This is a genomic window from Streptomyces sp. NPDC101165 (assembly GCF_044768135.1).
GTDB lineage: Bacteria > Actinomycetota > Actinomycetes > Streptomycetales > Streptomycetaceae > Streptomyces.
Genome location: NZ_JBIWPG010000001.1, coordinates 483,500 through 498,829 on the forward strand (window position 1 = coordinate 483,500; position 15,330 = coordinate 498,829).

Annotated in this window: 3 protein-coding genes; 2 read left to right on the forward strand and 1 reads right to left on the reverse strand. The window is 71.8% G+C overall.

What is annotated here, in order from left to right; genetic code table 11:
• Positions 1–5: 5 nt before the first annotated feature.
• Positions 6–2,315 carry a M20/M25/M40 family metallo-hydrolase gene (locus tag ACIRVH_RS02145; protein WP_403947374.1) on the reverse strand — a complete coding sequence of 770 codons (2,310 nt, stop codon included), beginning with the start codon at positions 2,313–2,315 and terminating at the stop codon, positions 6–8.
• A gap of 139 nt (positions 2,316–2,454) precedes the next feature.
• On the opposite strand from ACIRVH_RS02145, the gene ACIRVH_RS02150 reads away from it, so the two are divergent.
• A complete protein-coding gene (locus ACIRVH_RS02150; protein ID WP_403947375.1) occupies positions 2,455–9,714 on the forward strand; it encodes an amino acid adenylation domain-containing protein in 7,260 nt (2,419 codons plus the stop codon).
• 39 nt (positions 9,715–9,753) lie between these two features.
• Positions 9,754–15,114 (forward strand): amino acid adenylation domain-containing protein, encoded by a 5,361-nt coding sequence (locus ACIRVH_RS02155; protein ID WP_403947376.1) that lies wholly within the window; start codon positions 9,754–9,756, stop codon positions 15,112–15,114.
• The last annotated feature ends 216 nt before the right edge of the window (positions 15,115–15,330 follow it).

Here is a 15,330-nt window from a genome sequence, read left to right on the forward strand (position 1 = left end):
TTCCCTCATATGTCGATGGTGCGGATACCGATGCTCTGGCCGAACCCGGAGGTGGTCCAGACGATCGTGTCGGGGCGGGGCGACGTGAGAGCCGCGGCCGGCACGTCGGCCCGGTAGGCGAGCAGTCGCAGGGGCATCGGCGCGGCACCGCGCAGGCGCAGCACCACGTCGTAGCCGTCCGCCGGAGCCACCAGATGACAGCCCCACTTCCACGGGGTCGAGGTCGGCCGGTTCTGCCCGCCCGGCAGTCGCCTGCCTTCCACGGTGACGCCGACCAGCTGCGTCCTCCGGGTGTCGGCGTAGAACGACAGCCCGGTCGCCGCCCGGTCCGAGCTGAGCCGGAGCCGTACCTCGCGGACACCGCCGCCGAGGCTGCGCTGCCCGGTCACCTTGGCCTCGGGCAGGGACGTGCTGCCGCCCCGGGCCGGTCCCTTCCGGTAGCCGCCGGGACCGATCAGCGCGGGAACGACCTTCTCGGCGGGGGACTTGGCGCCGTGCGTGTACCGGGACACCCACGGCCGGCCGGAGTCGGCGCCGCTGTACCAGGAGGCGGTCCCGGTGTCCGCGTCCTGGACGTAGAACAGCGCGACCTGTGCGGGATGGCGCCTGTCCACGCCGTCGAGAGCTCCGCCGGCACCGACCAGGGCCGCGCCGACCAGCGCGACGACCGCCACCGCCACCGGCACCGCGCGGCGCCGGGGCAGCGGCAACAGGCCGGGCAGCAGGGGCAGGAGCAGCAGGGCGACGACCACGAGGGCCGCCGAGTCGAAGGCGAGCCCGATGGTGGGAAACAGGATCGCGAGGAGCGGTACGAAGAGCACGATCGCCGGCAGCGCGGCGGCAGAGAGCGCCGGCGCGAGCCAGGGCGACTTCTCCGGCAGGTGCAGGCCGGCGGCGAGTCCCGCCGCGCCGAGCAGCGCGGGCCAGACGAACAGATAGGAGGCGCCGGGCATCACGACGACCGTCAGCAGTGCCAGGACGGTGAACCAGCACAGCACCGCGGCGCTCACGGCGAAGGCGTCGGTACGCCGGCGCATCCACAGCAGCCAGCACAGACACGCCGCCAGCGTCAGCACCACCAGACCGGCCACCGAGGGGCCGGGGCGGTACGGATCGCCGAAGGTGAAGGCGGCATAGTGCGGCCGGATCATCACCAGCACCGCCCACCCCAGATAGCCGAGGGCCGCCGAACCGATCAACGGCAGCGGCAGGGTCCCGGCGACCAGGGCGAGCCCGCGCAGCCGCAGGACCCCGCGTCGGCGGGCCCGCAAGAGCACCACCGCGATCGCGACGACGGCCAGTGCCGCGAGGACCGGACCGAGCCACTGCGGATAACTCACCAGCAGCCCGAACACCGTGAAGTAAGTGCTGGAACCGGCCCCCGCCGGGTCGATGTCCTGGCCGGCCAGCTTCCTGGCCGCCGCCAGCACCGTGGACCCCATGTCCTGCAGGGTCCCCCGGCGCTGGGCGGACAGGTTGTCCAGCTCGGTGTCGTAGCGGGCGGATCCGCCGACCACCGCGAAGTTCATCCCGGTGAAGCCGGCCTTCTTGAAGACGGTCAGGTCGGTGTCGTTCGGCAGCAGCCGGTAGATCTCGTCGGACATGGACGTGACGAACGGCGTGCGGTCGGACAGCGCCGACAGGAACGCCGAGTTGTCCTTGCCGGTCTCGAACATCACCACCGGCCCCGTGGTGCCGCGCGCCTCGAGGTTCAGGATCACCGTGTGCTTCGGATCGCCCGCCGAGGCGGAGCCCGTGAAGCCCTTGGCGCCGATGGACCCCGGCTCCTCGCCGTCGGTGAGCAGGAACTCCACTGTGTTGCGGGGCGCGGGACCGGACTTCAGCGCGCGGGCCGCCTCCAGGACGGTCGCCACGCCCATCCCGTCGTCGGTCGCCCCGGGCCCGGTGAAGACCGAGTCGTAGTGGGCGACGATCAGCACGCGCCCCTTGCCCTCGGTACCCGGGAGGGTGGCGCGGATGTTGGCGGCCCGCCCGGCGACCGAGGCGTGGTCCGGATAGCTGTCGGCCGCGGTCGTCCGCTCGACCTCGGCCCGCAGACCCAACGCGCGGAACCGCTCGACCAGATACTCCCGGACACGGGCGTTCGCGGCCGAGCCCATCGGCCGCGGCTCGGCCGCGATCCGCTCGATGTACGGCTCGGCGCGCCCCGCGGAGAACTGACCGGCCGGTGCGCCGGAACCGGCCGGGCTCGGACCTCGCAAGGGGAGCAGGGCCAACGTCCCGAGGACGACGAGTCCGAGCATCAGCAACAGCGTGCCGAGCCGGGCGGGCGGCAGGCGCTTGAACCGAGACAAGGTCCCTCCCAGGAGTCCTGGCCATCCTGCCCGGTGCGACAGAGCGCGGGCTGTCCGTCATTTGCCCGACTGCCGGGCCGCTCGGGCGCCTCCGCACCCTGATAACGGCGCACTGTCGGCCACAGTGGGAGGGAGCTGTATGCGCGAGGACCTTCGGCAGAGGCTTGCCCGCCTCAGTCCCGCACAGCGGGAACGCCTGCTCGAGGCCATGCGCACCGAGCGGTTGCAACGCCGCGTCGAGGACACGATTCGCCCGGCCGGCCGGGACCGTCCGCTGCCGTTGTCGTTCGCCCAGTCCCGCATGTGGTTCCTGGACCAGCTGGCGCCGGGACTGCCGCTCTACAACACACCGCTCGCGATGCGCCTGCGCGGCCCGCTCGACCGCCGGGCCCTGGCGAGCGCCCTCGACATGGTGGTGGCCCGGCACGAAGTGCTGCGCACCCGGTACGTGGGCACCGACGACGGCCCGCGCCAAGTCATCGACCCGGTGCGACCGCTGGCCCTGGAGACCCTCGAGCTGGGCCCCTGCCCCGAGGGCGAGCGCCGCTCGCGTGCCCTGCGGGTGGCCGCCGACGCCAGCGCCCGCCCCTTCGACCTCGCCCGCGGGCCGCTGGTGTGGGGCCTGCTGGCCCGGTTCACCGACGACGACCACGTCTTCGTCCTCTCGATGCACCACATCGTGCTCGACTCGTGGTCGGTTCCGTTGCTGATGCGCGAGCTCGCCGAGTGCTACGAGGCGATCCGGGCCGGGCGTGCGCCGGCCCTGGCGCCGCTGCCGGTGCAGTGCGCCGACTATGCCGTCTGGCAGCGCGAACGCCTCGCCGGCGAGGGGCCGACAGCCGATCTCGACTACTGGCGGACGACACTCGCCGACCTGACCGTGCTCGAGTTCCCGACCGACCGGCCGCGCCCGGCCGAGCGCACCTGGCTCGGCGAGAACCTCACCGCGACGTACCCGGCCGAGCTGCAGCGCGGTCTGGCAGAACTCGCCGACCGCAGCGGGGTGCGGCTGCTGCCGGTGATGGTGGCGGGCTTCGCCGCGCTGCTGTCCCGCTACACCGGGCAGCACGACATCGCGCTCGGCTCGGTGTTCACGGGACGCAGCCGGCCCGAGATCGAACCGCTGATCGGCTACTTCGCCAACACCGTGGTCCTGCGCACCGACACCTCCGGCGACCCCAGCTTCCGGACCCTGCTGGGCCGGGCCGACGCCATGGTGCTCGGTGCGCATTCGCACCAGGAGCTGCCCTTCGACCAGCTGGTCGAGAAGCTCGACGTGCAGCGGGACCCGACGCGCAACCCGCTCTTCCAGTTCGCCCTCTACCAGGCGGACACGGACCGCAGCGGAGCCCGGCTCGGCGACGTGCTCGTCGAGGAACTGCCGATCGAGCTGGGCACCTCCCGCTTCGACGTGGGGCTCGGCTTCTCGGAACTGCCGTCCGGCGGCCTCCACCTGAGCATGGAGTACTCCACCGAACTCTTCGACCCGCCCCGGACGACCCGGCTCCTCGACCACTACCGGCACATCCTGGAGTCCGCCGTGGCACAGCCCGACACCCCGCTCAGCGAGCTCGCCGTCATGGCGCCCGCCGAGCGCGAGCAGGTCGTGTCGCGCTGGAACGCCACGGCGCGCGCGACCCCGGTACGCACCGTCTGCGACGCCTTCCAGGCCACAGTGGCCGAGCGCCGCGACGAGCCCGCCCTCGGCTTCGGCGACCTGGAACTGTCCTTCACCGAGCTGAACGCCAGGGCGAACCGCCTCGCCCATCTGCTCGTCTCACGCGGCGCGGGCCCCGAACGGCGGGTCGCGCTCGCCATGCGGCGCAGTGACCACCAGATGGTGAGCATCCTGGCCGTGCTCAAGGCCGGTGCCGCCTACATGCCCGTGGATCCGGACTACCCGGCCGAGCGGATCGGCTTCATGCTGGCCGACACCGACCCGGTGCTGGTCCTCACCACCGTCGCCGACGAGCGGATCCTCCCCGGGGACAGCGGCATCGACCGCATCGTGCTCGACAGCGAGGAGACGCTCCGAGACCTGGCCGGGCGGCCCGTCGCCGACCCCACCGACTCGGACCGCACCGCCCCGCTCGACCCGGCGCACCCCGCCTATGTCCTGTACACCTCGGGCTCCAGCGGCAAGCCCAAGGGGGTGATCGTCGAACACCGGAACCTGGTCAACCTGCTGGACAGCCAGCGCCGCCGGGTCATCGACCCGGCGGCGGCCGCCCTCGGCCGCCCGCTGCGGGTCGCGCACGTGCTCGCGCTCTCCTTCGACGGATCGTGGGACGGCCTGCTCTGGCTGCTGGCCGGCCATGCGATGCACCTGCTGGACGACGAGACCAGGCGCGACCCCGCGGCGACGGCCCGTCTGATGATCGACCGGCGGATCGACGCCATGACCTGTACGCCGTCCTTCGCCGAGCAGCTGATCGGCGGTGGTGTGCTGGACGACGAGCGGTACCGGCCCTCGGTGCTCACGTTCGGCGGAGAGCAGATCAGCGAGTGGATGTGGCAGCGGCTGCGGACGACACCGGGACTACGAGCCTGCAATGTGTACGGGCCCACCGAGGCCACCGTGCTCGCCACCATCGGTGACTTCACGGACTCCGAGCACCCGGTGATCGGCGCCCCCGTGGACAACGTACGCACCTATGTGCTCGACGAGCACCTGAACCCGGCCCCCATCGGGGTGCCGGGCGAACTGTGCCTGGCCGGGGCCGGGGTGGCACGCGGCTATCTTCACGAGCCGGGCCTGACCGCCGACCGGTTCCTGCCGGACCCCTGGGGCGGTCCCGGCGCACGGATGTACCGCACCGGGGACCGGGCGCGCTGGAACGCCGACGGGCACCTGGAGTTCCTGGGCCGTACCGACGGCCAGGTGAAGATTCGCGGATTCCGCATCGAACTCGGCGAGATCGAGAACGCGTTGACCGGCCACCCCGACGTCGCACAGGCCGCGGTGACCACGTACACCGCCGCCGGCGTGGGCGGCGAGCGGCTGGTCGCCTACGTCGTGGCGCGACCGGACGCGGAGCTGTCAAAGGAGTCGCTGAGCGACCACGTCGCACGGATCCTCCCCGGCCACATGCACCCGGCAGCGTTCGTCGAACTGGCTGCTCTGCCCCTGACGACCAACGACAAGCTGGACCACAAGGCCCTGCCGGCGCCGGACTTCGCCCGCGCACCCCACTCACGCGCGCCGAGGACCGAGCGGGAGCGCATGCTCTGCGACCTGTTCGCGGACCTGCTCGGCCTGCCCGGCGTGGGCCTGGACGACGACTTCTTCGCCCTGGGCGGACACTCCTTGCTGGCCACGCGGCTCGTCAGCAAGGTCCGTTCGGTGTTCGGCGTGGAACTGCCGGTGGGCAGCCTGTTCGAAGCCTCGACGCCGTCCGGTCTGCTCGCCCGGATCGACGCCGCGTCGGGTGCCAGGGCCCCGCTGGTCCGGATGGCGCGACCCGAGCGCGTTCCGCTCTCCTACGGGCAGCGGCGCCTGTGGGTGCTCAACCAGCTGGACACCGGCAGCGCGGTCTACAACATGCCGACGGCGCTGCGGCTGTCCGGCGAGCTGGACCACCGGGCACTGCAGGCCGCGCTCGCGGATCTGGCCGCCCGGCACGAGGTGCTGCGCACAGTGCTGCCCCAGGCCGACGGTGAGCCGTACCAGCGGATCCTGGACGCGCACACGGGCGCACCGGTGCTGCGGACGCGGGAGGCGACGGCCGGGCACCTTCCCGGTCTGCTCGAGAAGGCCGCCGCCGAGGGCTTCGACCTCACCGTGGACCTGCCCCTGCGCGCGCACCTGTACCGCCTCGGGGAACACGAGCACGTCCTGTTCCTCGTGCTCCACCACATCGCGGGGGACGCCTGGTCGGCCGTGCCGCTGGCCCGCGATCTCTCGGCCGCCTACGCGGCCCGCCTCGACGGACAGGCTCCGGACTGGGCCCCGCTTCCCGTGCAGTACGCCGACTACACGCTGTGGCAGCGTGGCCTGATCGGCACGGAGGAGACCGCGCGAGGAACGGCTCCGAGGCCTGCGGCCGGAACCGCGGAAGCGCCCGCCGAAGGGTCCGTGTGCGACGACACCCTGGCGGCCCGGCAACTCGCCTACTGGTCCCGGCAGCTCGCCGGCCTGCCCGATGAACTGAACCTGCCGACCGACCGTCCCAGGCCCGCGTCCACCGGCTACCAGGGCATGCTCGTCGACCTGGACATCGACGCCCGACTTCACGGCACGCTCCTGGAGTTGGCCCGCGCGCACGACGTGACGCTGTTCATGGTGCTGCAGGCAGCGGTGGCCGCGCTGCTGAGCCGACTGGGAGCGGGTGAGGACATCCCCATCGGCACTCCGGTCGCCGGACGGACCGACGAGGCGCTGGACGACCTGGTCGGCTTCTTCCTCAACACCCTGGTGCTGCGCACCGACACCTCGGCCGACCCGAGTTTCGCCGACCTGCTGGCCCGCGTGCGGCAGACGGATCTGGAGGCCTACGCGCATCAGGACGTGCCCTTCGAGCAGCTCGTGGAACTGCTCAAGCCGGCCCGGTCACTGGCCCGCCACCCGCTGTTCCAGGTGAGCCTGATGCTGCACAACAACGAGGAGCCGGAGTTCGCCCTGCCGGGCCTGCGGGCCGACGTCGCACCGGTCGCCACGCGCACCACCAAGTTCGACCTGACGTTCTCCGTGTCCGAGCGCCGGGACGAAGCGGGTGCTCCGTGCGGCATCACCGGCGTGATCGACTTCGCGACCGACCTCTTCGACCGGGAGAGCATCGAGACGCTGGCCGCACGGCTGGTCCGTTTCCTGGACGCGGCGGCCACCGACCCCGGACGGCCCATCGGCTCCGTCGACCTGCTCGACCCCGAGGAGCGCCACACCCAGGTGGTGCGGTGGAACGACACCGCGGCCGACCGGCCGACGTCCCGGTGGCTCACCGACCTGTTCGAGGAGCAGGCCGCACGGACTCCAGGGGCGACGGCCGTGCGGAGCGACGGCACCTCCCTCACCTATGAGGAGCTGAACAGCCGGGCCAACCGGCTCGCGCGCAGGCTGTCGACGGCGGCGACCGGCCCGGACCCGATGATCGCCCTGCTCCTGCCGCGCGACACCAGCCTGCCGGTCGCCCTGCTGGCCGTACTGAAGGCGGGGGCCGCCTACATCCCGCTGGACGCCGGGTATCCCGCGGAACGCATCAACCGCATGCTGACGGATGCCGCACCGGCGCTCGTCCTGACCACGGCCGAGTACGCCGGCCAGCTGCCACCGGACGTGCCGGTGCTCCGCATCGACGAGGCGGAGCGCGCCGCCGCCCGGCTCCCGGCGGGCGATCTGACGGACGAGGAGCGCCCGACCGCCCGGCATCCGCAGCGCACCGCGTACGTCATCTTCACCTCGGGATCGACCGGCCGGCCCAAGGGCGTGATGGTCTCCCACGGCGCACTGCTGAACCTGCTGCTCGCCATGGGGGAGGCGACCCGGATCGGTCCGCGGGACGTCCTGGTCGCGGTGACGACCATCGCCTTCGACATCGCGGCCGTGGAGATGTACCTGCCGCTGCTGGCCGGCGCCACCGTCGTCATCGCCGGGTCCGACGCCGTCCGGGACCCGGCGGCCCTCTCCGGGCTCGTCGTGGCCGGTGGGGCCACGATGATGCAGGCCACTCCGGCGCTCTACCGGGCGATGGTGTCGGCGGATCCCGACGCGCTGCAGGGGCTGTCGCTGCTGGTCGGCGGGGAGGCACTGGGAGCCGAGCTCGCCACCCGTCTCGCCGGGACGGCCGAGCGTGTCGTCAACTGCTACGGCCCCACCGAGACGACGGTGTGGTCGTCCCTCAAGACGGTGACCGGCGACGAGGGGATCCCCTCCATCGGCAGGCCCATCGCCAACACCCGCATGTACGTCCTCGACGAGGCCCTGCGCCCGGTGCCCGTGGGCGTCACCGGGCGGCTCCACATCGCGGGCGACGGGGTGGCCCTCGGTTATCTCGGGCAACCTGCCCTCACCGCCCAGCGGTTCGTGCCGGATCCCTTCGGACCGGCCGGTTCACGGATGTACGACACCGGCGATCTGGCCGGCTGGAGCAGGAACGGCGAACTGCGCTTCGCCGGCCGGGCCGACCAGCAGATCAAGCTTCGCGGTTTCCGGATCGAACCGGGCGAGATCGAGGCGGTCCTCGGCCGCCACGAGACCGTCGCCGAAGCCGCGGTGATCCTGCGCGAGGACCAGCCGGGCCTGCACCACCTGGTGGGATACGTCGTCGCGGCCCCCGGCGCCGAGATCGACGTGGACCGGCTACGGGCCCACGCCCGGCGGGAGTTGCCGGACTACATGGTTCCGGCAAGTCTGGTCCCCCTGCCCGAGCTGCCTCTGACACCCAACCGCAAGGTCGACCGGAAGGCGCTGCCCGCACCCGAGTTCACCTCGCGCGGCCGCCGTCCGCGCACGGCGGCGGAGCACGCCCTGTGCGCGCTGTACACGGACGTCCTGGGACGTGCCGCGACCGGCATCGACGACGACTTCTTCGCCCTAGGCGGCCATTCCCTGCTGGCGGCGCGTCTGGTCGGACGGGCTCGCAGGGAGCTGGACCTGCGGATCACCATCCGCGACCTGTTCGAGTCGCCGACCGTCGCCGGGCTGCTGGAGCGGTCGGCCGGCGGCGAGAGCGCGGGCTTTCCGGTACTTCTGCCGCTGCGCGAGAGCGAGAAGGGGACACCGCTCTTCTGCGTCCACCCGGCGGCCGGCGTCAGCTGGGGCTATCGCGGACTGCTGCCCCACCTGCCACCGGACCAGGCCGTCTACGGGCTGCAGTCCAGAGGGCTCACGGAGCCGGATCGCAGGCCGATGAGCACGGCCGACCTGGCGTCCGAGTACCTCACGGAGATCCGCAAGGTCCAGCCGGAGGGGCCGTACCACCTGCTCGGCTGGTCCTTCGGCGGTCTCGTCGCACACGACATCGCCACCCGGCTCCAGAAGGAGGGACAGCGGGTGGCCACCCTCACCCTGCTGGACAGCTTCCCCTTCACCGACGACGCCGGACCCCTCGCCCACGACGACCCGGGACTCCTGACGGCCGTCGCCGAGTCCCTCGGTCACGCGTCGGCCGACGACGACCTGCTCGCCGAGTTCGGGGCATCCGGCCTGCGGGCCATGGCCAAGGTCTTCGCGGACAACGTGAACGTGCAACGGCACTTCGATCCGGGGGTGTTCGACGGCGACGTGCTCTTCTTCGTCGCCACGGCGGACCGCCTCCCCGGCGCGCCCGACGCCGCCCAGTGGCAGCCGTACGTGACCGGGGGCATCGAGGTCCACCCGGTGGACGCCGTCCACGGGGCGCTGACCGGACCGAACGCGGCGGCCGAGATCGGCCCGGTGCTCGCTGCCCGGCTCTTGTCATGACGATCGCATTCCTCACCCACGGACGGAGCGGGGTTGTACGTGTTCACTGATCTTCCTGCCCTGGTGCGCGGCCACGCCGAACAGCAGGGCGAGCGGCCGGCGTTGACCTTCGCCGCGACGACGCTGGGGACGCCGCGGACCGACCTGACGTACGCGGACGTGGACCTGCGCACGCGCGCCGTGGCGAGCATGCTGCAGCGGCGGCTGCGCCCCGGCGACCGGGCGCTGATCGTCATGCCGACCGTGCCCGAGTTCGCCGCGGCGTTCCTCGGCTGTCTCGCCGCCGGTGTGGTCGCCGTTCCGCTGCCCGTACCGGTCGACGACTCCGCCACCCAGCGGGTGCTGAACGTGGCCAAGGACTGCTCTCCCGCCGCCGTACTGACGACGTCCCTGGTCCGCGGGTTCCTGGGCGACGCCCCGGTCGTGCGGCAGCTCGGCGCCTCGGTCGAGTGGATCGACGTGGACCTGGTCGAGCAGGCGGAGGACTCCGACTGGCACCCGGTTCCCCTCGCGGCGGACGACACGGCCTTCCTGCAGTACACGTCGGGTTCCACCAAGGCGCCTCGCGGCGTCGTCGTCCCGCACGGCAGCCTCATGCACAACGAAGTCGCCATCCAGAAGACCTTCCAGGTCACGCCCGGCTCGACGAGCGTCAGCTGGCTTCCGCTCCACCACGACATGGGGCTGATCGGTGGGCTGCTGCAACCGCTGTGCACGGGTGCCCGCGCCGTCATCCTCGATCCGCTCTCCTTCCTGCAGCGCCCCGCCTCCTGGCTGGAGGAGATCTCACGGGAGCGGGCCCAGATCAGCGGCGGCCCGAACTTCGCCTACGACCTGTGCGTACGCAAGGTCACCGACGAGGAGAAGGAGCGCCTCGACCTCAGCTCGTGGCGGCTCGCCTTCAACGGCGCGGCGCCGGTGTCGCCGCGCAGCCTCCGCGCGTTCAGCGAGGCCTTCGCGGGGACGGGCTTCCGTTCCTCGGCCCACACTCCGTGCTACGGCCTGGCCGAGGTCACTCTGCTGGTGGCGAGCGCCGACGCGGCCGCCGAGTGCGAGAGCCGGACCTTCTCCGTCGCCTCCCTGGAGCAGGGCCGGGCGGTGGAACGGAGCGCTGGGGCGGAGGACGACGCGCCCGGCACCGGGGACGCGGTCCGGGAGCTGGTCGCGTACCGGCTGCTCGACCACGCCGCCGTGCGCATCGTCGATCCGGTCGGCGGGCGGCCGCTGCCCGACGGCCACATCGGCGAGATCTGGGTGCACAGCGAGAGCAACGGGGCGGGTTACTGGGGCGACGCCGACACCCGCGCCGTCTTCGGCGCCACACCGTCGGGTGTGACGCCGGCCTCCCACGTGCGCACCGGAGACCTCGGGTTCGTGCACGCCGGCCGGTTGCACGTCACCGGCCGGATGAAGGACCTGGTCATCCACCGGGGCCGGAACCTGCACCCCGAGGACCTGGAGATCGACGTGGCCGCGAGCAGCCCGTGGCTGCGGCCCGGCTGCGGTGTCGTCTTCAGCGTGGACGACGACGGGGAGGAGGCGATCGTCGTCTGCCAGGAGGTGCGTCCCGGCCTCACGGACGACCAGTACCCGGCGCTTGCCCGGGGGATCAGGGACGCGCTGTCCCGTCAGTACGGCGTGGCCGCCCGGACCATCGCACTCCTGCCCCCGGGAGCGATCCCCAAGACGTCCAGCGGCAAGGTGCAACGCCAGGCGGCACGCTCCCGGTTCCTCTCCGGTGACCAGCCCGTGCTGTGGTCGCAGACGGTCCGGGACCGGCAGACCGGGTCGGCGCGGCTGGCCGACCTGATCGGCGCCCGGAGCCTGCGCGAGGCGACCGGCCGGCAGCGCCGGGACCTGCTCACCGACGCGCTGCTCCGGTATGTCCGGCAAACCCTCGGCGAGGACGAGCTGCTGGACAGCGCGGCCTCGCCCACGTCGCTGGGACTCGATTCACTCAAGGCCGTACAGCTGCAGCACGAGTTGGAGAGCCTGCTCGACGTACGGCTCCGGCCGAGTCTCGTGTTGCGGGCCGGTTCCCTCGCGGAGCTGGCGGAGATCGTGCTCGACCACGCGCAGGAGACGGGGGGTCCGGGCGCCGAAGCCGCGCCCGAGCCGGAACCCGCCCCGGCCGACGGGGACCAGGAGTACGAACTCACGGAGACACAGCGTGCCCTGTGGTTCCTGCAGCGCACCTCGCCCGAGAGTTACGCCTACAACGTCACGCGGGCCTTCAGCCTGACCGGTGACGTCGACGGGGAGCGGCTGTCCGCCGCACTGACCGAAGTGGTGGCCCGGCATGCCACCCTGCGGCTGGCCCTGCGCACGCACGACGGTGAACCGCGTGCCCACATCGAGCCCGTGGCCGAGGTGCGGCCGGAGCAGGTGGACGCGCGGTCCTGGTCGGACGACCGAGTGCGGGGCTGGATCAGCGCGCTGGCCACCCGGCCCTTCGACCTGGAGCGGGACCGGCTCATCCGGGCGGCGGTCGTACGCCGCGAGGACTGCAGGCTGCTCGTGCTGTCCCTGCACCACATCGTGTGCGACCTGACGTCACTGGCCCTCGTCGTCGCCGACCTCGAGCGGGCCTATGTCTCCGGCGGCGCCGACCAGGACGGTCGGCAGGAGCGGCCGCCCGTCCTGGTACCGGCCGTGTGGGAGCGCACGGCTCTGGCCGAACGAGGAGACGAACTCACCGCTTTCTGGAAGGAACAGCTCGCCGGAGAGCTGCCCGTTCTGGAACTTCCCTCCGCCGGTCGGCAGCGGGGCCATGCGGGCGGCACCGTCGCATTCGAGGGTTCCGAGGAACTGCTGCGAGCCCTGCGACGCGTCGCCCGGCAGGAGGGCCACACCCTGCACAACGTCCTCCTGGCCGGTTTCCAGGTGCTGCTGCACCGGGTGACCGGACAGCCCGACGTGGTGACCGGCGTCCCGGTCGCCGGCCGGACGCGCCAGGAACTCGCCGCGCACGTGGGGTACCTGGTCAACGTGCTGCCGATCCGCTCCCGCTTCGGCCGGGGCACCGGCTTTGCCGAGTTCGCCGCGACGGCGCACCGCAGGATGCTGGATGCGCTGGACCACCAGGAGCTGCCCTTCCCGGTCCTGACGCAGCAGCTCAACCCCGACCGTGCCTCGGGCGCGCCGCCGGTCTTCCAGGCCATGTTCAGCCACTACTCCACGGCACTGCCCGGTGGCCGTGCCGTGGCCGGAGTGGTCCTCGGCGATCCCGCCGCCGAACTGGACCTGGGCGGGGCCGTACTGCGCGGCTTCGCCATCGAGGATCCCACCGCGCAGTCGGACATCGCGTTGAACGTCGTGGAGCTGGCGGACCGGCTGGAGTTCGGGCTGCAGTACGACACCGCGCTGCTGCCGCGGGAGCAGGCCGAACGGATCGCGGACGCCTATCGGACGCTGCTGGACGCGGTCGCGGCGGATCCGCGCACCGACGTGACCCGGCTGTCCCTCGTGGACGCCGACGGCGTACGGGACCTGTTGGCGACCGGAACCGGGCCGCGCATCCCACGCGAGGAGCACTACCTGGCCACGTTCGAGCGGCAGGCGGCCCGTACCCCCGAGGCCGAGGCCGTCGACGACGGCACCGAGCGGCTCACGTACGCGGAGCTCAACGGCCGTGCCAATCACGTGGCGCAGCGGCTGCGCGCGGCCGGCGTCGGCCCCGAGACCCAGGTCGTCGTGTGCGCCGCGCGCACGGCCGGGTTCCTGGCGGCCCTGCTGGGCATCCACAAGGCGGGTGCCTGCTATGTGCCGATCAGCCCCACGGAGGCACCGCGACGGGTCGCGGACATGGCGGCCACGCTCGGCGCGCGCGCAGTGATTGCGGACCGGACGGGCCGGAAACTGTTCGACCAGGTGCTCGGCGAGCCGGACGCCAGCGCGCGCCCCCGCATGTTCGACATCGACGAGGTGGGCGACGGCCATGTCGAGCAGAACCCGCACTGCCCGACGCCGATGATCGGCAGCGCCTACATCATCCACACGTCCGGCTCCACCGGTGTGCCGAAGGCCGCGGTCGTCACGATGGGCGGACTGACCAACCATCAATGGCAGATGATCGAGCACTTCGGCGTCGGGCCCGAGGACTGCGTCGGTCAGACCGCTCCGGCCACCTTCGACATCTCGCTGTGGCAGTTCCTCGCGCCGCTCATGGTCGGCGGACGGCTGAGGATCGTCGACGACGCGCGTGTGATGTCTCCGTCGAGGCTCCGCGACGCCGTCGTGGAGAGCGGGATGACCCTCATGGAGGTCGTTCCCGTCATGGTGGCCGCCCTGCTGGAGGCCGGTGTCCAGCACGAACCGCACGCCCTGCGGGCGATGATCTCCGGTGGCGAGGCGCTGAGCTGGGACACCGCGCGGGAATGGCTCGCGCAGTGCCCCGTGGTCGAGCTGTACAACGCCTACGGACCGACCGAGTGCGCCGACGACGTCAGCATCCACCGGGTGACCGAGGACTCCGACCAGTCCCGGCCGGTGCCGATCGGCAAGCCGCTGGCCAACATGACGGTCCATGTACTCGACCCCGACCTGCAGTTGGTGCCCAGAGGCATGGTGGGTGCCCTGTGGGTCGGCGGGATGGGCGTCGGGCGTGGCTACCTGGGGAACCCGGGCCGCACCGCCGAGGCCTTCGTCCCCGATCCCTTCGGCGAGCCGGGGGCGCGGCTCTACCGCACCGGGGATCTCGTACGGTTCACGGCCGACGGCGACCTCGAGTACATGGGCCGGGTCGACCGGCAGTTGAAGATGCGCGGACTGCGCATCGAGCCCGGCGAGGTGGAGGAGGCCCTGCGGGAGATCCCGGACGTGCTCGACGCGGTGGCCAAGGTGCACCACACCCGGCAGGGCATGTCATTGGTCGGCCATCTGGTGACGGCGGGGGAGGGGGAGCCACGGCAGCTCGTGGCCGGCGAGTACGAGCACATCAGGCGGGCGCTTGCCGACCGGCTGCCACGGCACATGATTCCCACGGTCTTCGTGCGCCGCACGGAGCTGCCCCGACTGAGCAACGGAAAGATCGACTACGGCGCTCTCGACTACCGGCCCGTCGGGTCCGCCGGCGAGGTGAGCGCCGAGTTGCTGAAGGATCCGGTGGTCGCCGCCGTCCGGTCGATCTGGGGCGAGCTCCTCGAGTACGAGGGGGTGGCCTGGCAGGACAACTTCTTCCTGCTCGGCGGCCACTCGCTGCTTGCGCTGAGAATGATAGACAAGGTGGGCCAGCAGCTCTCGGTCGACTTGGAGATCGAGGCGATATTCGCCAACCCGACCCTGAATGAATTCGTCGACGCGGTGCGTCGGGCCAAACCCGGATCGCGACCTCGGACACCTATAGGGCGCATTTCCAGAGTTCCGGCTGGAGGGCGCCGTATGCGCCGTGCGGAACCATAAACCTCCAGTTCAGGGGGGAAGAGATTCGCCGCACGCCTCTATTTGATGGACTGCGTGGGGGTAATTCGCGCTGCCTTGAAACGGATTCGATGTGGCCCTGAAATTCCTTCTTGAATGTTGGCGACCGTCGTGTTTAGATGACTGGGCAATTCGGTCCGTGGCCTGTTTCCGGCACTTATCTGAGGAGTGAATATGCAGAGCAATGAGACGCAGGAC